We start from the raw sequence: 21,390 nt of genomic DNA, 5'->3' as shown, positions 1-21,390 counted from the left end.
CCCAGGGCAAGCCTTTTCCCTGCTCTGATCGCCACTCAAGCAGGCTCGGCACAACTCGCCAGGCGCCGATCGGCCCGCTTGCGCAGACCGTAGAAACCGAGGGTACAGAGCAGGCCAGAGAGCGCGGCCAGGTAGAAGGGCCACTCTGTGCCCGCCAGCAGCACCAGACTGCCCACCAGCACGGCCAGGATCTCGCTGCCCACCGCCAGGCCTCGGTAGATCCCCATCGCCTGCCCCTGCTGCTCAGCATGGCTGCGGTTGGAGACCGCCACCGAGGTCGCCAGCTCCCCCAGGCTCATGCCGATGCCGGCGGGGATGAAGGTGAGTGCCAGACCCCACCAGTTGCCCGGCAGCACGAACATCAGCATGCCCGCCGCCATCACCAGATGACCGACTATCCCCAAGCTGCTGCCCCGCCAGTGGCGGGAGAGACGGGATCCCAGCCAGGATCCCAGCATCATGGGCACGCTCACCAACACGGCCGCCTGCGCCAGCTGGACCGGCCCCCAGGCCAGCCGTTCCACCAGCCAGACGTTGAAGTAGGTGAAGTAGAGCTGCACCGCGCCGTAGCTGAGCAGGGTCAGCACGAAGTAGGGCAGCAGGGCCGGTTGCAGCAACAGCTGACGGGAGGAGAACGCAGGCGCCTGCTGCTGGCTGGCAACCGGCGCCTGATTGGGCAACAGCCAGAGCACCAGCAGCAGGTTGACCAGGGTCATGGCCACCGCCAGCCAGGCGGCCAGGCTGTAATCCCCCGATACCACGGCGGCATAACCGCCGATCATGGGGCCCAGCACCCAACCCAGATTCATGCCTATGTTGATCCAGGCGAAACTGCGCGCCTTGGTCTTGGTGGTGCTCATGTCCGCCGCCATGGCCTGCACTATGGCGATGTCGCCATTGAAGAAACCCTCCACCACCCGGCTCAGCAACAGCAGTGGCAGGGATCGCCAGGCGATCCCCAGCGCCATCAGGGCATAACCGGCCAGCACGCCGACCAGACAGACAGTCAGTATCGGCTTGCGGCCGTGGCGGTCCGAGAGTCTGCCCAGCCAGGGGGATCCCACCAGCTGAAACAGTGGATAGAGCCCCATAATGACACCCAGCCACACCTTGCGGCTCCAGTCCGACGCTTGTGGCGTCAACATGCCCTGGGCCGGATCCAGCATCAGCGGTGCCAGCACGGGCGAAGGCAGGCTGAACCCCGCCACCGCCAGTGTCACCGTCATCACCAATACCCAGAGGGTCGCCCGTCCCTTGATCCCATCCATGTCAGCCTCATTAAATAAAGTCATTGGTTTATTTATACTGAGCAAGGTGCATTATTAAGTAAAGTGAATTATTGATTTAAAGGAGACCGCTATCCATAATGACCCAATGAACGCCAGCAACGACAAGATACCGCGCCTGCTCGAGATGCGATGGATCCCCGGATCCAACGCCTGCCGATAGCGAGAGCCGCCAAATGAACGCCAGCAACGACAAGATACCGTTTCTGCTCGAGATGCTATGGATCCCCCGGATCCACCGCCTGCCGATAACGAGAGCCGCCAAATGAACGCCAGCACCGACAAGATACTGTTTCTGCTCAAGAGGCACGGGCCCCAGAGCGCCGCCGCGCTGGGAGAGCAGTTGCAGATGACCTCCATGGGCGCCCGCCAGCATCTGATTGCGCTGGAGGGCGACGGCTGGGTGGGTTTTAGCGATGAGGCCCGCGGCCGCGGCCGTCCCGTGCGCCTGTGGCACCTGACCGAGCAGGCCTGGCAGCGCTTCCCCGATACCCACAGCGAGCTGACGCTGCAGCTTATCGACAATATCCAGCAGTTGTTTGGCGAGGTCGGCATGGAGCGGTTGATCCAGCAACGGGAGCAGCAACAGCTGGGTCGTTATCAGGCACAGCTGACCCAGCCGGCGCTGGCCGACAGGCTGACCGCCCTGAAAGAGCAGCGCACGCGAGAGGGCTATATGGCGGACATGTGCCAGGAGGAGGACGGCAGCTGGCTGTTGTGGGAGAGTCACTGCCCCATCTGCGCCGCGGCGCGAGCCTGCCGGGGCTTTTGTCGCAGCGAATTGGAGATGTTTCGCCAGTTGCTGGCGCCGGCCGGGGTGGAGCGGGAGCAATACCTGCTGGACGGGAATCACCGCTGTCTCTACCGCATCACGCCGCCGAATCCTTGATCGCCAAATGCCAGAAACAACAAAGCAGGCGCCGGGATGCCTGCTTTGTTGCCTTCGGGGAGGGGATGCTCTCGTTCCAGCCCGTCGTTTCCCGATAAGGTCGGACGGCTGATGGGGTTCTTGACCCGGTAAGGTCCTTCACCACAGAGACCGGGTTGGGTTTCTGTCTTGCCACCGGAAGATGCAACCATAGTATCCCTGCCGGCGCGGTGAGTGGTTGCGAAGTAGCATGTCTTTTCAGTTGTTTTTGCAATAGTTCACCCTTAATCTAGGAAAAGTGAATTAGTAATTGCAACGAGGAACGGAGAATGCTGAAACTTGATCGCATAGACAGGCATATTCTGGAGTTGATGCAGGAAAATGGCCGCATCAGCAACCTGGAGCTGGCCGAGCTGGTCGGGCTCTCCCCTTCCCCCTGCTCCCGCCGGGTCAAGGCGCTGGAGGATGCCGGTCTCATCGATACCCACGTCACCCTGCTCAACGCCCGCCAGCTGGGGCTCACCCTCACCGCCTACATTCATATCTCCATGGACAGACACACCCCCGAGCGGTTCGAGAATTTCGACAAGGCCATCAAGGAGCTGCCAGAGGTGCTGGAATGCGACCTCATCACCGGCAACGACGCCGACTACCAGCTCAAAGTGGTGGTGCGGGACATGGAACACTACCAGCACTTCCTGCTGGACAAGCTGACCCACATTCCGGGGGTGACCGGGGTGCGTTCCAGCTTCGTGCTGCGTCGCATCAAACACAAGACGGCGCTGCCGCTCAATCATCTGGGGTAGGGTCTGATGGCAGAGCGGCACGCCCTCTCTGCCATCACGACAAAACCGATAACAACAAAAAGAGGAGGCCTGGGCCTCCTCTTTTTCATTTTTGCTTGCTCGATGGCGCGTCTGTCAGACTGCAACCTGGCTGACATCCTGCACCTGCAGCAGCCAGCCGGCCTGCTCCTGCTGGGGCTCGCCGCTGACCCGCAGCCGCTCGCCGGTTGGCACCCACTGCCCCTGGGGCAGGGCGACCAGCAGGCTCTCGCTGCCGTTGTCGAACAGCCAGCGATCTTCACCCAGCGACTCGATCAGATAACCTTCCATCTCCACTCTGGACTCGGCTTGCCAGGATGGCGCAACGGAATCACGGCTCTCGATGAAATCCCCCTGAACACCAAAACTGGCCAGCCCCCACAGAATGGAGAGCCCGACCAAGGATGTTTGCATCTTGTCTCTCCTCTTTTGGAACTGTGGGGCCAGTATGGGAAGAGAAAACTGAGTGCACCATGAACAAGGTGGCAAAGTGCAGGCGAGATCGCGAAAAAAACCGGCCAACTGGCCGGTTGTGTCATTTTATGGCGTCTGGATCACACTATTTGGCGGCTTCCTCTGCCATCCGCTCGGCTCTTGGCTTATTCGTCCACATGGCAACACCGCGATGATCCGCGCAGATCCCCTCTTCGACCACGGCCCTGACCCGGGTACCGTCCTTGCAGATCGCCTGCCAGGCATCGGCATCGTCGATGGCCATCGAAGGGGCATGGGAACCGGAACTGCAGGCGGTCAGCAACAGGGCAAACAGGGGCAACAGGATTTTCATGGGGTGGATCCTCAGGCTGTATGGGTCGGCTGCACTCAGCGCCCCAGTTGCGCCGAGATGCGATCGCAGAGCTGCTTGAGCTGGGCCAGTTCAGCATCGGCCAGATCCACCTGATTGCGCAAGTTGTCCGCCAGGCAGCACTCCTTGACCTCCAGTTGCAGCTGGCGCCCCGCCTCGGTCAGGCCGATGCATTTTTGCCGCTCATCCTCGCTGGAGACGGTGCGGGTCAGCCAGCCCTTGCTCTCCAGCCGCTTGACGATGGGGGTCAGGGTGCCCGCATCCAGCCCTGTCTCCTGCCCTATCTCCTTGAGACTGACCTCGTCCCGCGCCCACAGCGACAGCATCACCAGATACTGGGTATAGGTGAGATCCAGCTTGTCCAGCAGCGGCCGGTAGGCCCGCATCACGGCATTGGAGGCGCTGTAGAGGGCAAAACAGACCTGCTTTTTCAATTCACTCATGGGGGCACCTCGCTGACGACTGGGGCCAGTATACCTCAGGAAAATTGGGGGTCGAATAATTTGCACACAAAACAGTTGTCAGCCTCCGCTTTCAGGATTAGTCTGAATTTAGCTTGCACACAAAACAAATCAGAGACCCCGACATGAAGACACTCTATCGCACTCAAGCCATCGCCCAGGCTGGCCGCAACGGTGAGGTTCACACCCTGGACAACAGCCTGCAGCTGGCACTGGCCCTGCCGACCGCCCTCGGCGGCAACGGCAAGGGCAACAACCCGGAGCAGCTGCTGGCCGCCGGTTATGCCGCCTGCTTCTCCAACGCGCTGATCCACGTGGCCCAAAAACTCGGCACGCCCCTCTCCAGCGCCCCCGTCACCGCCGGGGTCGAGTTGCTGGCGCTGGCCGATGGTCGCTTCAACTTCGCCATCACGCTGGACGTGGCGCTCGCCGCAGCGCAGCCTGAGCAGACGGCGCAGGCCGAGCAGATAGTGCGGCTGGCCCACCAGACCTGCCCCTTCTCCAACGCCATGCGGGGCAATGTGGTCACCCGGTTGCTGCTCAACGGCGCCCCGCTGGATGAGACAGCGTGAACGAGTTCAACCTCAACCCATTGGAAATAGCCATGCTGGCGACTCGCAGGTTGCCAACCCCCCTCAAACTGGAGAAAAAACCATGAATCAGCTCAGCCATCAGATCCAGCTGCTGCGTCGCCCGGTCGGTATGCCCAGCCTGGCCGACTTCACCCTGGTCGAGGTCGCCCTGCCCGAGTTGCAGGAAGGGGAGGTGCGGGTCACCAACCAGTGGCTGTCGGTGGACCCCTACATGCGCGGTCGCATGAGCGACGCCAAGAGCTATGTGCCCCCCTTCCCCCTGAACGGCCCGCTCGATGGCGGCGCCATCGGCATGGTGGAGGCCTCGCGCCACCCGGACTTCGCGGTGGGCGACCGGGTGAGCAGCATGCTGGGCTGGCGCGACAGCTTTGTCGCCAATGGTGCCCAACTGACCCGCCTGCCCGACACCCGCTTGCCACCCCAACTCTTTCTCGGCGCCCTCGGCATGCCGGGCATGACCGCCTGGACCGGGCTCAACCGCATCGCCAGGCTGCAGGCCGGTGAAACCGTGCTGGTGTCGGCCGCCTCCGGCGCCGTCGGCTCCATGGTGGTGCAGCTCGCCAAACGGGCGGGGGCCCGCGTCATCGGCTCCACCGGCTCGGCCGACAAGGTCGCCTATCTCAAGACGCTCGGTACCGACGAGGTGATCAACTATCGCGACATTCAGGATCTCGATGCCGAGCTGGCGCGGCTCGCCCCAGACGGGATCCACGTCTACTTCGAGAACGTGGGGGGCGCCATGCTGGACGCAGCCCTCAACAACATGGCGGTGCACGGTCGCATCGTGATGTGCGGCCTCATCGAGCAGTACAACAGCAAGGGCGAGGCGAGCGGCCCGCGCAACCTATCCCAGGTGATCCGCAAGCGCCTCACCATGCAGGGGCTGATCGTGTTCGATCACTGGCAGCACTACGGCGAGTTTCTGGCCGAGGTGACTCCCGCCTTCGATGCCGGTGCACTGCAGGCCGAGGAGACCGTCTATCAGGGGCTGGCCAGCATGCCGCAGGCCTTCATCGGTCTGTTCGAGGGGCGCAACACCGGCAAGATGCTGGTCAAGCTGGACTGATCCGCAGGACTGGCGCCTCACGCCGCAGACTGCTTGCATGACGGGCCCATCCGCCCTAAGGTGGGCCCGTTTTTTATGGCGCAATCCGCCGTTTCAGCCAGGAGCCTCGCATATGCTCACCCCCTATCTCCGCATCTGTGGTCGATGACAGTGCGCTCCTGATTAACCCGTTTGCCCCGCTTCATCCCAGCAAGGAGCTCTTCTTATGTCTACTCCCTATCCCCGCGTCGGTGTCGGCGTCATCTTGACCAACAGCCAGGGCCAGGTGCTGCTTGGCAAGCGCAAGGGCAGCCATGCCCCCTACTGGTCCATCGCCGGCGGCCATCTGGAACTGGGAGAGAGCTTCGAGTCGGCGGCGATCCGCGAAGTGGCCGAGGAGACGGGTTTTCGGATCAGCAATCCCAGCGTCATCGCCGTCACCAACAACCTGGAGACCTGGCGCGAGAGCGGGCTGCACTACATCTCCGTCACCCTGCTGGCCCAGGTGGAAGGAGAGCCGCAACTGCTGGAGCCGGAGAAGTGTGAAGGCTGGATCTGGTGCGATCCCCGCGACCTGCCGGAGCCTCACTTCGATGCCAGTCGCCAATCGATAGCCTGCTGGCTCGCCGGTCGTTGCTATCTGCCACAACCAGGTCAGCCGATGGAGTGATCATTGCCTGCCGGCTGACAAGGTGCGGCTACCTGCCAGCAGCCCCCTGATTTGTCATAAAAAAGTCACCGCTTTGTCATATCATCGGGGTCGATGATGACAACGAGGGAGTGAGGACGTGGGGCAGGTGTTTATTCAGTTTTTATGGTTGGGCTGTGTCAGCTTCGGCGGACCCGCCGCCCATATCGGCTATTTCCAGCGCGCCTTCGTCGAGCGGCTGGGCTGGCTGACCCAGGCCGAATTCGCCCAGTTACTGGCGCTGTGCCAGTTGCTGCCGGGCCCGGCCTCCAGCCAGCTCGGCTTCGCCATCGGCCGCCAGCGGGCAGGCCTGGGCGGGGCGCTGGCCGCCTTCGCCGGCTTCACCCTGCCCTCCTTCCTGCTGTTGCTGGCCGCCGCCATCGGGGTGGGGCAACTCACGGCCAACGTCTGGCTCAATGCCGCCCTGCACGGCCTCAAGTTGCTGGCCCTGGTGGTGGTCGCGGATGCGGTACTCACCATGAGCCGCCAGTTCTGCAAGACGGCGCGGGCCCAGGGGATCATGGTGGCGACCGCCGCTGCGCTCTGGTGGCAACCCGGCCTGCTGACCCAGCTCGTCATGCTGGCGGGGGTCGCCCTGCTCTGTGCTCGCGTCGAGGCGCCGCAAGTACCAGGCCCACAACTCTCGCCCGCTCAACCAATGCCTCTGCGCCAACCCCACTGGCCTACCCTGCTGCTGTTTGCCCTGTTGTTTGTCAGTCTGCCGCTGCTGGCCACCGACACCGCCAGCCAGCTGGTTGCCGACTTCTACCGGGCGGGCAGCCTGGTGTTTGGCGGCGGCCACGTGGTGCTGCCCCTGCTGGCCGAGAGCGTGGGCCACAGCCTCAGCCAGCAGCAGTTTCTGACCGGCTACAGCCTGGCCCAGCTGGTGCCCGGCCCCATGTTCACCCTGGCCAGCTATCTCGGCGCTCAGCTGCTGCCGGCCACACCGCTGGCGGGAGCCCTGCTGGCGACCCTGGCACTGTTCCTGCCCGGCTTTCTGCTGTTGTGGGCCCTGGGGCCCTGCTGGCAGAGCTGGCTGGCTCGCCCCCGGCTGGCAGGGGCCGTGACCGGCATCAACGCCGCCGTGGTGGGGTTGCTGCTGGCCGCGCTCTATCAGCCGGTGTGGCAGAGTGCGGTACAGGTGCCGACCGATCTGGCGCTGGCCGCCGTCGGCTTCTATCTGTTGCGCGTCATCAGGCTACCCATACTGGCGCTCGCCGCACTGCTGGTGGGGGCCGCCATGCTGCTGGCCTGAGCCAGATGCCGGGCCAGGCGCCATAAAAAACGGCGCCCCTGTTGGCAGGGGCGCCGTTTTTTCATGTTCAGGCTGGTTGCTCAGGCTTCGGGATCGAAATCCAGACTCAGGCTGTTGACGCAGTAACGCTGACCCGTCTCGGTCGGCCCGTCGGGAAAGACGTGACCCAGGTGGGAGCCGCACTGGCTGCAGGTGATCTCCACCCGTTTCATGCCGTGGCTGCTGTCCTCTGTGTAGGTCACAGTGCCCTCGATGGCACGATCGAACGAAGGCCAGCCGCAGCCGGAGTCAAACTTGGCCTCTGAGTGAAACAGCACGCTCTTGCAGCAGACGCAGAGATAGTCGCCACTCTTGCGGTTGTGCAGCAGGGCGCCGCTGTAGGGCTGCTCGGTGCCCTTCTCCCAGCAGACGCGAAACTGTTCCGCACTCAGCTTGTTGCGCCACTGCTCAGGATTCTTGTTGCTCATACCGACTCCTTGCCATTTATCACGGCGCCCAGCATACCCAGTCAGGCCGCTTTGCTCTACCCCGCCAGCGGGAACTGTGATCCGGTTGGCAACACGACGGCAACATCCGGCATGGCGACCACCCCCTCTTCGGCCAGCGCCACCGCCGTCAGGGCGACCCGCTCCAGCAACTTGAGGGAGTGGGCCCGGCCAACCGCCACCTGACGCTTGATGTCGTCGGGCAGGAACGGCAGGCCGTCGTTGGTGGCCGTGTCTATGGTCTGGATCCACTCCAGCCCCTCCCCCGGCGGTGGCAGGCGGAACTGGATGTCGTAGTCGCTGGCGTTGAACAGCACGTACCAGCGCTCCCCCTCGCACAGCTGCATGCCGATATCCATGGCAAACGCCTGCCCCATGGGCGCGTGCCAATCCTGATCGGTGAGCTGATGACCATCCGGGTGATACCAGTTGACCTGATGGCAGCTGGTGGGCGCCCCGTTCCAGCTGTCATCGCTCAGCTGCAGATTGGCGAAGACGGTCGATTCCGCCCGCAGCGCCATCATCTGCTGGGTGAAGGCGAGCAGCCGCTCGTCTTCCGGCCGCCACTGCCAGTTGACCCAGCTGATCTGGTTGTCCTGACAGTAGGCGTTGTTGTTGCCCAGCTGACTGCGGCCCATCTCGTCCCCGGCCAGGAAGTGCGGTGTGCCCTGGGAGAGCAGCAGGGTGGCGATCAGGTTGCGCTTCTGCTGCTGGCGCAGGTTGTTCACTCTGGGATCGAGCGTCGGCCCCTCCACACCGTGGTTGTTGGAGAGGTTGTTGCCGTGGCCGTCCCGGTTGTCCTCGCCGTTGGCCTGGTTGTGGCGCTGGTTGTAGGAGACCAGATCCTCCAGGGTGAAACCGTCGTGATAGCAGAGGTAGTTGACGCTGGTATGGGGAGCGCGCCAGTTCTTCGGGAAGAGATCCCGCGAGCCCACCAGCCGGGTGGCAAAATCCCCCATCTTGCCGGCATCGCCGCGCCAGAAGGCGCGCACCGTGTCGCGGTAACGGTCGTTGATCTCCAGCCACTGGCTCGGGAACTGACCGAGGCGATAGCCGAACGGCCCTATGTCCCAGGGCTCTGCGATGAGCTTGACCCGCGCCAGCACGGGATCCGCCATCATGGCCTTGAAGAAGGCCCCCATGGGATCGAACTCCCCCGCCTCCCGCGCCAGGGTGACAGCAAGGTCGAAACGAAAACCATCCACCTGCATCTCCGTGACCCAGTAACGCAGAGCATCCAGCACCAGCCGCAGGCTGTTGGGGTGATCCAGATTGACGCTGTTGCCGCAGCCGGTGACGTTGGCATGACGACTGTAGTCGGGGCCGTGAGCCCCCGCCTCGAAGGCATAGTAGCCCGCATTGTCAAAGCCCTTGAATGACAAGGTGGGGCCATCGAAACCGGATTCGGCTGTGTGGTTGTAGACCACGTCCAGTATCACTTCGAGCCCGGCCCTGTGCAGCTCGCGCACCATGGTCTTGAACTCGGTCACCGCCTCCCCCGCGCTGTAGCGCGGCTCGGGGGCAAAGAAAGCGATGGGGTTGTAGCCCCAGTAGTTGGTGAGCCCCAGCTGCTCGAGCCTGGGCTCGGACATGAAGGCCGCCACCGGCATCAGCTGCACAGAGGTAACGCCGAGGGACTTCAAGTGCTCGATGATCACCGGATGGCAGATGCCAAGGTAGGTGCCGCGCAGTTCGCTCGGTACCCCCTGATGCTGGCGGGTGAACCCCTTGACGTGGGTTTCGTAGATGACGGTACGTGCAGGCTCTATGCCCGGCTTGCCGACCCCCTGCCAGTCGAAGGTGTCATCCACCACCACTGACTTGGCCACCATGGCGGCGCTGTCGCCCTCATACAGTTTGTCATCCCAATGAGTCGCCCGGCTGAGCGCCCTGGCATAGGGGTCGATCAGCAGCTTTTGCGGATCAAACAGCATCCCCTCCTGGGGCGCACCATGTACCCGATAACCGTAACGCTGACCGGCCTTGACGCCGCGCACATAGCCGAAGCGATATTGGCCGCGCCGGCCGGGCAATGCCAGCCGGACCAGCTCTTGCTCCTGCTCGTCGAACAGGCAGAGCTCTACCATGTCCGATTGGGGGGCCCAGACGCAGAAGTGACAACCCGTCTCATCGAGCAGGACACCCAGCGGGTGGTCCTGCCCCTTTTCCATTGCAAACATCAAGACTCCTGTTTGATGAACAAGGTCGCGAGCGGCGGCAGATCCAGCACTATGCTGTGCCCCAATCCCTGCCAGGGGGTTGGCTCGGCGACGAAGACCAGACCCACATCATAGTTGCTGCCCCAGTAATGCTCGCTATCCGTGTTGAGCACCACGCGGTAATTGCCGGCGGCAGGCACCCCGAGTCGATAGGCGATGCGCGGTACCGGCGTGAAGTTGCAGGCCACCATGATCGGGTGGGCCCCCTGCTTGTCGGCCCGCAGCCAGGCAAAGACACTGTTGTCGGCGTCGTTGTGATCCAGCCAGCGGAAACCGGTCTGATCATAATCGGCCTGATACAAGGCAGCTTCATGACGGTAGAGGTGGTTGAGATCACGGATCAGGCGCTGCTGACCGCCGTGCTTGGGATACTGCAGCAGGTGCCAGGGCAGCTGGGCGTCGTGATTCCACTCGTTGCTCTGGGCTATCTCTGTGCCCATGAAGTTGAGCTTCTTGCCCGGATGGGCATACATGAAGCCCATGTAGGCGCGCAGGTTGGCCGATTGCTGCCACTCGTCGCCGGGCATCTTGTAGAGCATGGAGTGCTTGCCGTGCACCACCTCGTCGTGGGAGAGCGACAGGATGAAGTTCTCGTCATAGTGATACACCATGGAGAAGGTCATGTCGTTGTGGTGATAACGGCGGTGAATAGGCTCTTTCTGCATGTAGGTGAGGGTGTCGTGCATCCAGCCCATATTCCACTTGAAGCCAAAGCCGAGGCCACCGAGGAAGGTGGGACGAGACACGCCGGCAAAGGCGGTGGACTCTTCGGCTATGGTCATGGCGTGGGGGTACTTGCCGTATACCTCTTCGTTGGTCCACTTCAAGAGGCTTATCGCCTCGTAGTTGTGGTTGCCACCGTCGACGTTCGGCACCCACTCGCCGGCGTTGCGCGAATAATCCAGATAGAGCATGGAGGCGACCGCATCCACCCGCAGGCCGTCGATATGGAACTTGTCGAGCCAGAACAGGGCACTCGCCACCAGGAACTGGCGCACCGTATTGCGGCCGAAGTCATAGATATAGGAGTTCCAGTCCGGGTGCCAGCCACGGCGCGGATCCTCGTACTCATAGAGCGGCGTGCCGTCGAAGCGGGCCAGGCCGTGGGCATCGGACGGGAAGTGAGCAGGCACCCAGTCCAGGATGACACCTATGCCGGCCTGGTGGCACTGGTCGACGAAATATTTGAAGTCGTCGGCGCTGCCGTAACGGCTGGTGGGAGAGAACATGCCCACCGGCTGATAACCCCAGGAGCCGCTGAACGGGTGCTCCGAGACCGGCAGCAGCTCTATGTGGGTGTACTCCATCTCCTTGATGTAGGCCACCAGATCCACCGCCAGCTCACGCCAGCTCAGGCTGTCACCGTTGGGGTGGCGTTTCCAGGAGCCGACGTGCAGCTCGTAGATGGAGAGCGGCTGATCCCGCTTGTCATTCTGCTGGCTCTCGCGCCAGGCGGCATCCTGCCACTGGTACTGCTCGTGGTCGTAAACCACGGAGGCGAACGACGGATACTGCTCGCAATAGAAACCGACAGGATCGCTCTTGTGGGGCAGCCGATGTCCGGCCGGATCTTTCAGTTCAAACTTGTAGCGATCCCCGGCCTTGAGGCCCGGCACAAACAGCACCCAGTGACCACACTGGCTGCGCTGCATGGGGTGACGACGGCCATCCCAGAAGTTGAAATCGCCGATCAGGCTCACCGCTGTGGCGCTCGGCGCATAGACGGCAAAGCGCACCCCTTCCACCCGCACGCCAAGGTGCTCCACGCTGCGCAGTTGCGCGCCGAGCGTGTGGTAGATGTTTTCCGGCTGGGAGGTCAGTTCTGCCAGACCGGCCCAACCCGCATCCTGAAACTGGTAGGGGTCGACAAACTCGGCGTTGGCATCGGGATAGTCGGCAAGCAACTGGTAGGGAAAGGGATTCTTGCGGCGGGTGAAAACAGTTTCAAAAAGGCCCGATTCATCGGAGGGCGCCAGGGTGGCAACGATTTTGCCCGACTTGAGATCCCTGACGCGCACCTCGAGGGCATCCGGCAACCAGGCGGTCAGTTTGAGGCCAGGCCCATCCGGGTTGGCCTGCAGGCCTAAATAAGAGAAGGGATCGGCACAGCGGGCAGCAACCAAACGTTCAACGAGCATCGAGATTTCCTTTCATAGCTGAGCATCCGCTCCGGCCAGGGCCGAAGCGGATGTAAGTGAGTCACGTTTTGTCGGCAGTGGCTCAACGACTGGCCTCATCACGGGCCTGGCTCATCTTGCCTGCCAGCGCCTTGAGCGCTTCATTGGCAAAAATATCCTCCAGATCGGTGGACAGCTTGCGACGCCAGTTGGGGTATTCATAACTGGTGCCCGGCACGTTGACCGGCTTGTCCATCTCCAGCCAGTCTTCCAGCTGGGTGCTGAACAGAGCACAGCTGCCGCGGGACATATGCAATTGCAGCCCATGGTTGAGCTCGGTGTTCATGCCGACCCAGTTCACGTCATGGCTGACGCTGTCAGAGATAACCCCATGAGCGTGCAGGCTGTCGAGGATCCGCTGTTTTGCCTGGTGGCGATCAGCATACAGGGTCTTGAGCACGTCTTCATCCGGATACAACCCCAGCTCGCGGCCCAGCGCCAGATCGTCGCAATGCCAGAAGCCCTTGAGGGTCGGCATGTCGTGAGTGGTCAGGGCAGACATCGCCTGCTCGGTGTAGTGAGCCGGAGAGATGAAGCCGCCGTCGGCCTTGGAGCGCTCGAAGAAGAACACCTTGTAGGAATGGACGCCGTTCTCTTTCAGGGTCACGTCTATGCCTTCCGGCACAGTCCCCAGATCTTCACCGATCAGCAGGCACTGATTGCGGTGGGATTCGAGCGCCAGGATCCCCAGCAGATCGTTGACCGGATAATAGATGTAGGCCCCCTTGGCGGCAGACTCTCCGGGCGGCACCCACCACAGGCGCAGCAAGGCCATCACGTGGTCGATGCGCAGCGCGCCGCAGGAGCGCATGTTGGCGCGGAACAGATCCACCATGGGCTGGTAAGCCGCTTCAAACAGCTGGTTCGGGTTCATGGGGGGCAGACCCCAGTTCTGGCCGAGCGGGCCCAGAATATCGGGCGGCGCACCGACCGAGGCTTTCGGGCAGTAGAGATCCCGGTTGGCCCAGATCTCGGTGGAGCCTTCGGAGACGCCGACCGCCAGATCCCGGTAGATCCCCATCACCATGCCGGCGGCCTTGGCGCGAGCATCGGCTTGCGCCAGCTGCTCATCGGCCAGGAACTGCAAGTAGAGATAGAAGTTCACATCCTGGCTGTGCGCGGCCATCCAGGCAGCCACCTCGGAGTTGTGGTAATCCCGCAACTCTTCCGGCCATACCGGCCAGCCCCAGGCATTTTCGCCCTTGGCATAGAAGTGGGCCTGCAGGGCATCAAACGCCGCCTGCTGTTGCAGGCTGTCACCACCGGCCGCCACGAAGGCATCGAAATCGGCCTGACGCTCGGTACTGAAACTGGCTTCATCGAACACCTGACGCAGCATGCCGATCTTGGTCTGGATAACACCGGTGTAATCCACGTTGCTCTTGGCACGCAGTTCATTGAGGTGCTGCTGAAAGGCCGGATTGGCCACTTCGGCCTTGAGGCGATCGTTGGCCAGAAACTCGGGCACGGCTTCCACGTTGATATAGGCCACATTGAGCCAGCGACGGGAAGAGGGGCTGTAAGGGCTGGCACTCTCGGGGTTGGCCGGATAGAGGGCATGAATGGGGTTCAGACCCACGAAGTGGGCGCCCCAGGCGGCCGCTTTCTCGACCAGCTGGCCGAGATCGCTGAAATCACCGATCCCCCAGTTGTGACGGCTGCGCAGGCAGTAGAGCTGCACGCTCGGCCCCCACACCTTGCGGCCATCGGCAATGGGAGCCTGCTTGTAGCAAGCTTTGGGTGCCACGATAAGACGCATACTGGCGAGCGGCTCATCATTGCCCTCCTCCAGCAGGGTCAGCTGGTGATAGCCAAGCGCTGGCTGTACATCCAGCGCGACCTGGTAGGCCTGGCACTCCATCTCTTCGAATTCAGCCACGCCAACCAGCTCACCCTCAATGGGGGTGATTTGGCCGGACAACACAGTCCCCTGCTCCAGCGTAAGCTGCCAGGTTAGGGCGTCATTGACGAAATCGATGGGCAGACGGACTTCAAGGGTGATGGGCTCACCGCTGCGGACCACCATGACGGGATCCAGCGCGCGCAACCAGTGCTGGCGATGCTCCTGCTCCAGCTGCTGCGTCAGGGCGACCTCGTCATCGACGCGATAGCCCATGGCGCCCAGCATGGCAGCCTTGCTCTCTTCGGATACCTGGGCCGGGTGGCCCCAGGCATCAACATACTCGCTGGCGATGCCTTTGGCGGCAGCCAGCTGTTCAATCAGGGTGGTCATAGTTTGAGAATTCCCGCTGTGGATTCTATCTATACTATTTTGATTAATTTTTATGGGTGGTACTTGAACAGTGGCTTTTCGGCCATGCTAAACCGCGCACATTTTTACACATCTGTCTGGCTGGTTGTGTGACAGAACAGGCACTATTGTTGATCTCCGTGACGCGAACCAGCCGATGACATTTTCGACAAAAGTTGGTAGTCAGTTACATAAACCGAAAATAAATTTCACAGTTTTTCATGATATAGCGCAATTTCAGACAGATTGTTGGTTGACTCACGGGGGAGTTCTAGTAAATTTACAAACGGAATTTTCTTTGACTACTGAACAGTTAGGTAACCAAATATGACTATCAAAGTAGGTATTAACGGTTTTGGCCGCATCGGCCGTTTCGTCTTCCGTCTGGCCGCTGAGCGTGCTGACATCGAAGTGGTTGGTATCAACGACCTGATCGACGTTGACTACATGGCTTACATGCTGAAGTACGACTCCACTCACGGCCGCTTCAAGGGCACCGTTGAAGTCAAAGACGGCAACCTGGTTGTCAACGGCAAAACCGTACGTGTTACCGCTGAGCGTGACCCGGCAAACCTGAAGTGGGATGCCATCGGTGTTGACGTTGTTGCCGAAGCCACCGGTCTGTTCCTGGACGACGCGACTGCTCGCAAGCACATCGCTGCCGGCGCCAAGAAAGTGGTTCTGACTGGCCCGTCCAAAGACGCTACCCCTATGTTCGTCATGGGTGTTAACGACGCTACCTATGCTGGCCAGGACATCGTTTCCAACGCTTCCTGCACCACCAACTGCCTGGCCCCGATCGCCAAGGTTCTGAACGATACCTTCGGTATCGAATCCGGCCTGATGACCACTGTCCACGCTACCACTGCTACCCAGAAGACCGTTGATGGTCCGTCTGCCAAAGACTGGCGCGGTGGCCGCGGTGCGGCTCAGAACATCATCCCGTCCTCTACCGGTGCTGCCAAGGCTGTTGGCGTTGTTATCCCGGAACTGAACGGCAAACTGACCGGCATGGCTTTCCGCGTACCGACTCCGGACGTGTCCGTTGTTGACCTGACCGTCAACCTGAAGAAAGCCGCTACCTACGCTGAAATCTGTGCAGCCATGAAAGCAGCCTCCGAAGGCTCCATGAAGGGCGTGCTGGGCTACACCGAAGATCAAGTGGTTTCCACTGACTTCCTGGGTGAGCGTCAGACTTCCGTGTTCGATGCCAAAGCCGGTATCGCACTGAACGACAAGTTCGTTAAAGTTGTATCCTGGTACGACAACGAAATGGGCTACTCCAGCAAAGTTCTGGACCTGATCGCTCACATCTCCAAGTAATTTGGGATGTGCAATCAAGTAGCTTGAAAAAGGCGGCCATTGGCCGCCTTTTTGTATTCTGGATCGTGGATTTTCCGACCCTCTCTTCTGAATGTGCGCGAGCACAGGAGTCCTCATGCAACCGACACGCTCTCTGACTGCCCACTGTACCCTCAGCCACAATGCGGCTGGCCAGCCCCTGCTCTCCATCGACAATGGCGATGCTAAGGCGGAGATCAGCCTGTTTGGCGCCCACGTGCTGCGCTACCAGCGCCACGGCGAACCCGCCTCGATCTGGCTCAGCGACAAGGCCGTGCTGGATGGCAGCAAGCCCATCCGCGGCGGCATTCCCATCTGCTGGCCCTGGTTCGGCCCGGCCCCCGCCCGTGTCGGCAGCGGCAAACCGTCCCACGGCTTCGCCCGCACCAGCCTCTGGACCCTGGACGGCGTCTCCGATCATGGCGATGGCACGCTCGTCCATCTGTCTCTGCGTGACAACGAGGCGACCCGCACCCTCTGGCCTCACCCCTTCGAGCTGGAACTGGATGTGCTGGTCGGCAAGGAGCTCTCGCTGGTACTGACGACCCGCAACACGGGCAAGCCCCCCATCGCCTACAGCGCCGCCCTGCACACCTATCTGCAGATTAGCGCCCCGGAAGCCGTCAGCGTGACCGGGCTGGGCGAGCCTTACGCCGACAAGCTGACCGGCCAGGATGCGCAGCAGCAGGGCGCTCTGGCGCTCACAGCGGCCATTGATCGGGTCTACCACCAACCCGAGGCCATGATCCGGGTTCAGGATGGCGATCGCACCACTCAGGTGGTCAGCGGCAACCACGACAGTATCGTGGTCTGGACCCCCTGGCTGGAAGGCGCCACCGCCATGGCCGACATGAGCGACGACGGCTACCGCACCATGCTCTGCGTTGAAGCGGCCATCACGGCCGAGGCTGGTATCGTCATAGCGCCGGATGAAGAGCACAGCCTCTCTACCGTGATCCTCTGATCTGCACGGCACCCATAACGAAAGAGGGCACCCAACGGGTGCCCTCTTCACATCTCATGCCCCGATAGATCAGGCATTGCCCTGAGTCTTGAGCCTGAGCTCGGCGGCAAAGTCCAGCATGCGATCCAGCGGGATCAGCGCCTTCACCCGCAGGGCTTCATCCACCAGGATCTCGTGACGCTCGGCGCCATCGGTCAACGCCTCCTTGATCGCCACCAGGCCGTTCATCGCCATCCAGGGACAGTGGGCGCAGCTGCGGCAGGTGGCGCCATCGCCACCGGTCGGTGCCTCGACCATCTCCTTGTCCGGACAAGCCTGCTGCATCTTGTAGAAGATGCCGCGATCGGTCGCCACTATCAGCTTCTGCTGAGGCAGCTCTTTGGCCGCCTTGATCAGCTGACTGGTGGAACCCACCGCATCGGCCAGTTCGATGACGGAAGCCGGGGATTCCGGATGCACCAGCACGGCCGCATCCGGATTCTGCTCCTTGAGTTCGCGCAGGGCACGGGCCTTGAACTCGTCATGGACGATGCAGTGGCCCTGCCAGCGCAGCATCTGGGCCCCCGTCTTCTTCTCGATATAGGCGCCCAGGTGCCTGTCCGGGCCCCAGATGATCTTGTGACCTTGGCTGTCGAGGTGCTCGACTATCTCAAGCGCGATGCTGGAGGTCACCACCCAGTCGGCTCGCGCCTTGACCGCCGCCGAGGTATTGGCGTAGACCACCACTATGTGGTCGGGGTGGGCATCGCAAAAGGCCGAGAATTTATCGATGGGGCAGCCCAGATCGAGGGAACACTCCGCCTCCAGGGTTGGCATCAGCACCCGTTTGTGAGGGCTCAGGATCTTGGAGGTCTCCCCCATGAAGCGCACCCCCGCCACTATCAGGGTCTGGGCGGCATGATCCCGACCGAAACGGGCCATCTCGAGGGAATCGCCGACGAAACCACCGGTGGCCTCGGCCAGCGCCTGGATCTCGGGATCCGTGTAGTAGTGGGCAACCAGCACGGCCTGACGCGCTTCAAGCAGTGCCTTGATGTCTGCGATCAGGGTCGTTTTCTGCTCGGCGGTCAGCGGGGCCGGTTTGACCGGGAACGGGTAGTCCATCTCGACCACCGGAGGGATATTGCTCAGTGCATTGCTCATTGCGACTGTTCCATCAAGGCTCGGAAAGGCAAAAATTATAACCAGAAGCTGGCCACAAACCCATCAACAAATCGGGTGGTACGCAAGTGTCCGAATATACTCAAGTAATTCGTTGTCATTCTTGCCAAAAGGAGTTGTCGAATGAAACAACGCTCGCTCAAAACCAAGCTGCTGCTGCTCACCATGGGACTCTTCCTGTTCAGCGGCATCGCCATGACGCTGATACAATCCTCCTCCCTGCAATCCCTGCGCAGCAACATAATGAGCCAGACCCGCCAGGCGCTGGAGCAGGAGGTCTCCCGCACCCTGCAGTTCCAGGCCGAGCGCTACGCGGTGCAGATAGCCGCCTTGCTGCAGCAGTCCTATCAGGTGCCACTGGGAATAGCCGCCCAGCTTGAGGGCAGCATGGCCCAGCCGGATCGTATCCTCTCCCGCCCCCAGGTCGAGACCCTGCTGGGCAGTCGCTTGCAGCAGGCGAGCGGTATCAGCTCCATCTATGCCCAGTTTGAGCCCAATAGCTACGATGGCCAGGATGCCGCCTGGCCGTCCGGCGCATCCCACTCAGTCCCCAGCAAGGGCAGCCTGGAGATTTACTTCGTTCGCGATCAGGGCGGGAAAGTGTCGCAACAGCAGGTGGATGCCGCGGCCAGTGACGCCAAATACGATACCTCGGTCAACGAATTCGGCATTCGCAACAGCGAGTGGTACCTGTGTGGTCGCGATACCCGCCGCCCCTGCCTGATGGAACCCTACCTCTACGAAATCAGTCCGGGCAACAAGGTGTTGATGACCAGCCTGACGGTCCCCATCCTCAAGGAGGGCAAGTTCGTCGGGATCACGGGTGTCGATATGAATCTGCCCATCTTCCAGCAGCTGGCAGAAAGCCTGGGCAAAAGCCTGTATGACAACCAGGCCGACGTGACTCTGGTCAGCAAGCTGGGGCTCATCGTCGGCAGCAACCGTTACGCCGACAAACTGGGTCGCCCGTTGACGGAGGCAGGGCTGACCGCGCCAACCGGACAAACGCAGGATACCGACACCGATTTCATCTTGCAGCAACCGGTGCAGATCGAGGCGGCCGATACCCAGTGGTGGCTGATGATCAAGGTGCCCAAGGCGCTGGCACTGAGCCAGGCCAACACCATCAGCAACCAGCTGGGCGACCTGCTGCAAGCCGCCCAGCAGCAACAGCTGATTGCCGTCACCATCATCACCCTGCTGGCGCTAGGGCTGCTCATCTGGTTTATCCAGACCATCACGGCCCCGCTCTCGCTCATCAGCCGCCACGTCGCCCACCTTTCCAGCAACGAGGGGGATCTGACCCAGCAGATGCAGGTAGACACTCATCAGGAGCTGATCGAACTGGCCGGCCAGCTCAACGCCTTTCTTGGCAAGCTGCGCGGCATGGTGCAGGGCAGCAAGCAGATTGGACAACAGGTGCGCCAGCAGGCACAGGGGATGAAGCAGACGGCCGATACCATGCGCACCAGCTTGGATGAACAGAGCATAGAGCTGGAGAGCGTGGTCAGCGCCATGCATCAGATGAGCACCACTGCGGTCAGTGTGGCGGGTTATGCGGAGCAGGCGGCCCAGGAGTCGGAGGCTGCCACCCATCACATCAATACGGCCCAGCAAACCCTGAGCCGCGCTCGCACCGAGATCCATACCCTGGTCGAAGACATGCACCAGGCCGACAAGGCAGTGGCCCAGGTGGCCCAGCGCAGCACCAATATCAGCCGCATCCTGGATGTGATCAGGGCCATCGCCGAGCAGACCAACCTGCTGGCGCTCAATGCAGCCATAGAGGCGGCGCGGGCGGGAGACATGGGACGAGGCTTTGCGGTGGTGGCAGACGAAGTACGGGCGCTCGCCACCAAGACCCGCGAGTCCACCGACGAGATAGGCCAGCTCATCGGCAGCCTGCAAACCGAGGTGAGCAGCAGCCAGCAATTGATGAGCACAGGCATCACCCGCTCGGCCAGTACGGTCGAGGGTACGGAGCAGGCCTTCGAGGCGCTCAACCGGGTGGTCGCCCAGATCCAGCAGATCCACGATCACATCAGCCAGGTCGCCACGGCGGCCGAGCAGCAGAGTGCCGTCAGCGATACCATCAACCAGAACCTGATGCGCATCGGTGATGCCGCCACCACCCTGGGACAGGAGGCCAGTGCCAGCCATCGCCTGAGCGAGGAGCTGGAGCAGGCCTCGGGCGCCCTGGCAACACAGCTGGATCGGTTGAGAACCTGATGAGAAACAGCCATAAAAAAAGCCCGCATCGTTGCGGGCTTTTCGATCTGGTGGTCGTTACTGGGATCGAACCAGTGACCCCCTCCTTGTAAGGGAGGTGCTCTCCCAGCTGAGCTAAACGACCTGGGATTCTTGAAATGATGGTGGGTCGTGCTGGATTCGAACCAGCGACCAATTGATTAAAAGTCAACTGCTCTACCGACTGAGCTAACGACCCATCTAAATCATTTTTTACAAACTTGGTGGTCGTTACTGGGATCGAACCAGTGACCCCCTCCTTGTAAGGGAGGTGCTCTCCCAGCTGAGCTAAACGACCTGGGATTCTTGAAATGATGGTGGGTCGTGCTGGATTCGAACCAGCGACCAATTGATTAAAAGTCAACTGCTCTACCGACTGAGCTAACGACCCATCTAAATCATTTTTTACAAACTGGTGGTCGTTACTGGGATCGAACCAGTGACCCCCTCCTTGTAAGGGAGGTGCTCTCCCAGCTGAGCTAAACGACCCGGGATTCTTGAAATGATGGTGGGTCGTGCTGGATTCGAACCAGCGACCAATTGATTAAAAGTCAACTGCTCTACCGACTGAGCTAACGACCCATCTAAATCATTTTTTTACAAACTGGTGGTCGTTACTGGGATCGAACCAGTGACCCCCTCCTTGTAAGGGAGGTGCTCTCCCAGCTGAGCTAAACGACCTGGGATTCTGAAATGATGGTGGGTCGTGCTGGATTCGAA

At 61.4% G+C, this 21,390-nt stretch carries 18 protein-coding genes and 7 tRNA genes; 9 read left to right on the top strand and 16 right to left on the bottom strand.

Features of this window, described 5'->3' with window-relative positions; all coding sequences use genetic code 11:
- Positions 1-35: 35 nt before the first annotated feature.
- Positions 36-1,268, bottom strand: a complete 1,233-nt coding sequence (locus AACQ95_RS04645; RefSeq protein ID WP_241280745.1) for an MFS transporter — start codon at positions 1,266-1,268, stop codon at positions 36-38.
- A gap of 283 nt (positions 1,269-1,551) precedes the next feature.
- Between AACQ95_RS04645 and AACQ95_RS04640 the strand changes: the two genes are divergently transcribed.
- Positions 1,552-2,175, top strand: a complete 624-nt coding sequence (locus AACQ95_RS04640) for a helix-turn-helix transcriptional regulator (protein WP_241280744.1) — start codon at positions 1,552-1,554, stop codon at positions 2,173-2,175.
- A gap of 308 nt (positions 2,176-2,483) precedes the next feature.
- The gene (locus tag AACQ95_RS04635) at positions 2,484-2,960 is read left to right on the top strand and encodes an Lrp/AsnC family transcriptional regulator (RefSeq protein WP_005318665.1); all 477 of its coding nucleotides are present in this window, start codon (positions 2,484-2,486) and stop codon (positions 2,958-2,960) included.
- Between the two features lie 114 nt (positions 2,961-3,074).
- Here AACQ95_RS04635 and AACQ95_RS04630 read toward each other — a convergent pair whose 3' ends face one another.
- The 3 genes from AACQ95_RS04630 to AACQ95_RS04620 all read right to left on the bottom strand — a co-directional run bounded on the left by AACQ95_RS04630 (position 3,075) and on the right by AACQ95_RS04620 (position 4,226).
- Positions 3,075-3,392, bottom strand: a complete 318-nt coding sequence (locus tag AACQ95_RS04630; protein ID WP_042865582.1) for a hypothetical protein — start codon at positions 3,390-3,392, stop codon at positions 3,075-3,077.
- A 145-nt stretch (positions 3,393-3,537) separates the two neighbouring features.
- Complete coding sequence (locus AACQ95_RS04625) at positions 3,538-3,765, bottom strand: hypothetical protein (protein WP_098982366.1); 228 nt, start codon at positions 3,763-3,765, stop codon at positions 3,538-3,540.
- Between the two features lie 35 nt (positions 3,766-3,800).
- Positions 3,801-4,226, bottom strand: coding sequence for a MarR family winged helix-turn-helix transcriptional regulator (locus tag AACQ95_RS04620; RefSeq protein WP_098982364.1), 426 nt, complete (start codon positions 4,224-4,226; stop codon positions 3,801-3,803).
- 143 nt (positions 4,227-4,369) lie between these two features.
- Between AACQ95_RS04620 and AACQ95_RS04615 the strand changes: the two genes are divergently transcribed.
- The 4 genes from AACQ95_RS04615 (at position 4,370) to chrA (ending at position 7,825) form a co-directional block, all read left to right on the top strand.
- Positions 4,370-4,816, top strand: a complete 447-nt coding sequence (locus AACQ95_RS04615) for an organic hydroperoxide resistance protein (RefSeq protein ID WP_241280743.1) — start codon at positions 4,370-4,372, stop codon at positions 4,814-4,816.
- Between the two features lie 82 nt (positions 4,817-4,898).
- Complete coding sequence (locus tag AACQ95_RS04610; protein WP_241280741.1) at positions 4,899-5,903, top strand: NADP-dependent oxidoreductase; 1,005 nt, start codon at positions 4,899-4,901, stop codon at positions 5,901-5,903.
- 205 nt (positions 5,904-6,108) lie between these two features.
- Positions 6,109-6,552: a nucleotide triphosphate diphosphatase NUDT15 gene (locus tag AACQ95_RS04605; protein WP_241280740.1), complete on the top strand. Its 444-nt coding sequence runs from the start codon at positions 6,109-6,111 to the stop codon at positions 6,550-6,552.
- Positions 6,553-6,670: 118 nt separating this feature from the next.
- Complete coding sequence (chrA, locus tag AACQ95_RS04600) at positions 6,671-7,825, top strand: chromate efflux transporter (RefSeq protein WP_241280739.1); 1,155 nt, start codon at positions 6,671-6,673, stop codon at positions 7,823-7,825.
- 80 nt (positions 7,826-7,905) lie between these two features.
- Here chrA and msrB read toward each other — a convergent pair whose 3' ends face one another.
- From msrB to malQ, 4 genes are all read right to left on the bottom strand, one after another.
- Positions 7,906-8,292 (bottom strand): peptide-methionine (R)-S-oxide reductase MsrB, encoded by a 387-nt coding sequence (gene msrB, locus AACQ95_RS04595; protein WP_241280738.1) that lies wholly within the window; start codon positions 8,290-8,292, stop codon positions 7,906-7,908.
- A 56-nt stretch (positions 8,293-8,348) separates the two neighbouring features.
- On the bottom strand, positions 8,349-10,490 hold the full coding sequence (gene glgX / locus AACQ95_RS04590) for a glycogen debranching protein GlgX (protein ID WP_241280737.1): 2,142 nt from the start codon (positions 10,488-10,490) through the stop codon (positions 8,349-8,351).
- Positions 10,490-12,667, bottom strand: coding sequence for a 1,4-alpha-glucan branching protein GlgB (glgB, locus tag AACQ95_RS04585; protein ID WP_241280736.1), 2,178 nt, complete (start codon positions 12,665-12,667; stop codon positions 10,490-10,492). Before glgB ends, glgX begins: the two co-directional genes overlap by 1 nt.
- Positions 12,668-12,749: 82 nt before the next feature.
- On the bottom strand, positions 12,750-14,939 hold the full coding sequence (malQ, locus tag AACQ95_RS04580; RefSeq protein ID WP_241280735.1) for a 4-alpha-glucanotransferase: 2,190 nt from the start codon (positions 14,937-14,939) through the stop codon (positions 12,750-12,752).
- 345 nt (positions 14,940-15,284) lie between these two features.
- On the opposite strand from malQ, the gene gap reads away from it, so the two are divergent.
- Positions 15,285-16,280, top strand: coding sequence for a type I glyceraldehyde-3-phosphate dehydrogenase (gene gap, locus AACQ95_RS04575; RefSeq protein WP_043138590.1), 996 nt, complete (start codon positions 15,285-15,287; stop codon positions 16,278-16,280).
- A gap of 115 nt (positions 16,281-16,395) precedes the next feature.
- Complete coding sequence (locus tag AACQ95_RS04570; protein ID WP_241280733.1) at positions 16,396-17,262, top strand: D-hexose-6-phosphate mutarotase; 867 nt, start codon at positions 16,396-16,398, stop codon at positions 17,260-17,262.
- Positions 17,263-17,331: 69 nt separating this feature from the next.
- Here the strand turns inward: AACQ95_RS04570 and nadA are convergent, their stop codons facing one another.
- On the bottom strand, positions 17,332-18,405 hold the full coding sequence (gene nadA / locus AACQ95_RS04565) for a quinolinate synthase NadA (RefSeq protein ID WP_043138584.1): 1,074 nt from the start codon (positions 18,403-18,405) through the stop codon (positions 17,332-17,334).
- 141 nt (positions 18,406-18,546) lie between these two features.
- Between nadA and AACQ95_RS04560 the strand changes: the two genes are divergently transcribed.
- Complete coding sequence (locus tag AACQ95_RS04560; RefSeq protein WP_241280731.1) at positions 18,547-20,652, top strand: methyl-accepting chemotaxis protein; 2,106 nt, start codon at positions 18,547-18,549, stop codon at positions 20,650-20,652.
- Positions 20,653-20,700: 48 nt separating this feature from the next.
- On the opposite strand, the gene AACQ95_RS04555 is transcribed toward AACQ95_RS04560, so the two are convergent.
- From AACQ95_RS04555 to AACQ95_RS04525, 7 genes are all read right to left on the bottom strand, one after another.
- Positions 20,701-20,776: transfer RNA gene (locus AACQ95_RS04555), tRNA-Val, on the bottom strand.
- A gap of 17 nt (positions 20,777-20,793) precedes the next feature.
- Positions 20,794-20,869, bottom strand: a tRNA-Lys gene (locus tag AACQ95_RS04550).
- Positions 20,870-20,892: 23 nt separating this feature from the next.
- A tRNA-Val gene (locus AACQ95_RS04545) sits at positions 20,893-20,968 on the bottom strand.
- Between the two features lie 17 nt (positions 20,969-20,985).
- A tRNA-Lys gene (locus AACQ95_RS04540) sits at positions 20,986-21,061 on the bottom strand.
- Between the two features lie 22 nt (positions 21,062-21,083).
- Positions 21,084-21,159, bottom strand: a tRNA-Val gene (locus AACQ95_RS04535).
- A gap of 17 nt (positions 21,160-21,176) precedes the next feature.
- Positions 21,177-21,252, bottom strand: a tRNA-Lys gene (locus AACQ95_RS04530).
- Positions 21,253-21,275: 23 nt separating this feature from the next.
- A tRNA-Val gene (locus AACQ95_RS04525) sits at positions 21,276-21,351 on the bottom strand.
- Between the last annotated feature and the right edge of the window lie 39 nt (positions 21,352-21,390).

This window comes from Aeromonas sp. MR19, assembly GCF_963899305.1.
GTDB lineage: Bacteria > Pseudomonadota > Gammaproteobacteria > Enterobacterales > Aeromonadaceae > Aeromonas > Aeromonas bestiarum.
This window is presented reverse-complemented; position numbering and strand designations above follow the sequence as displayed.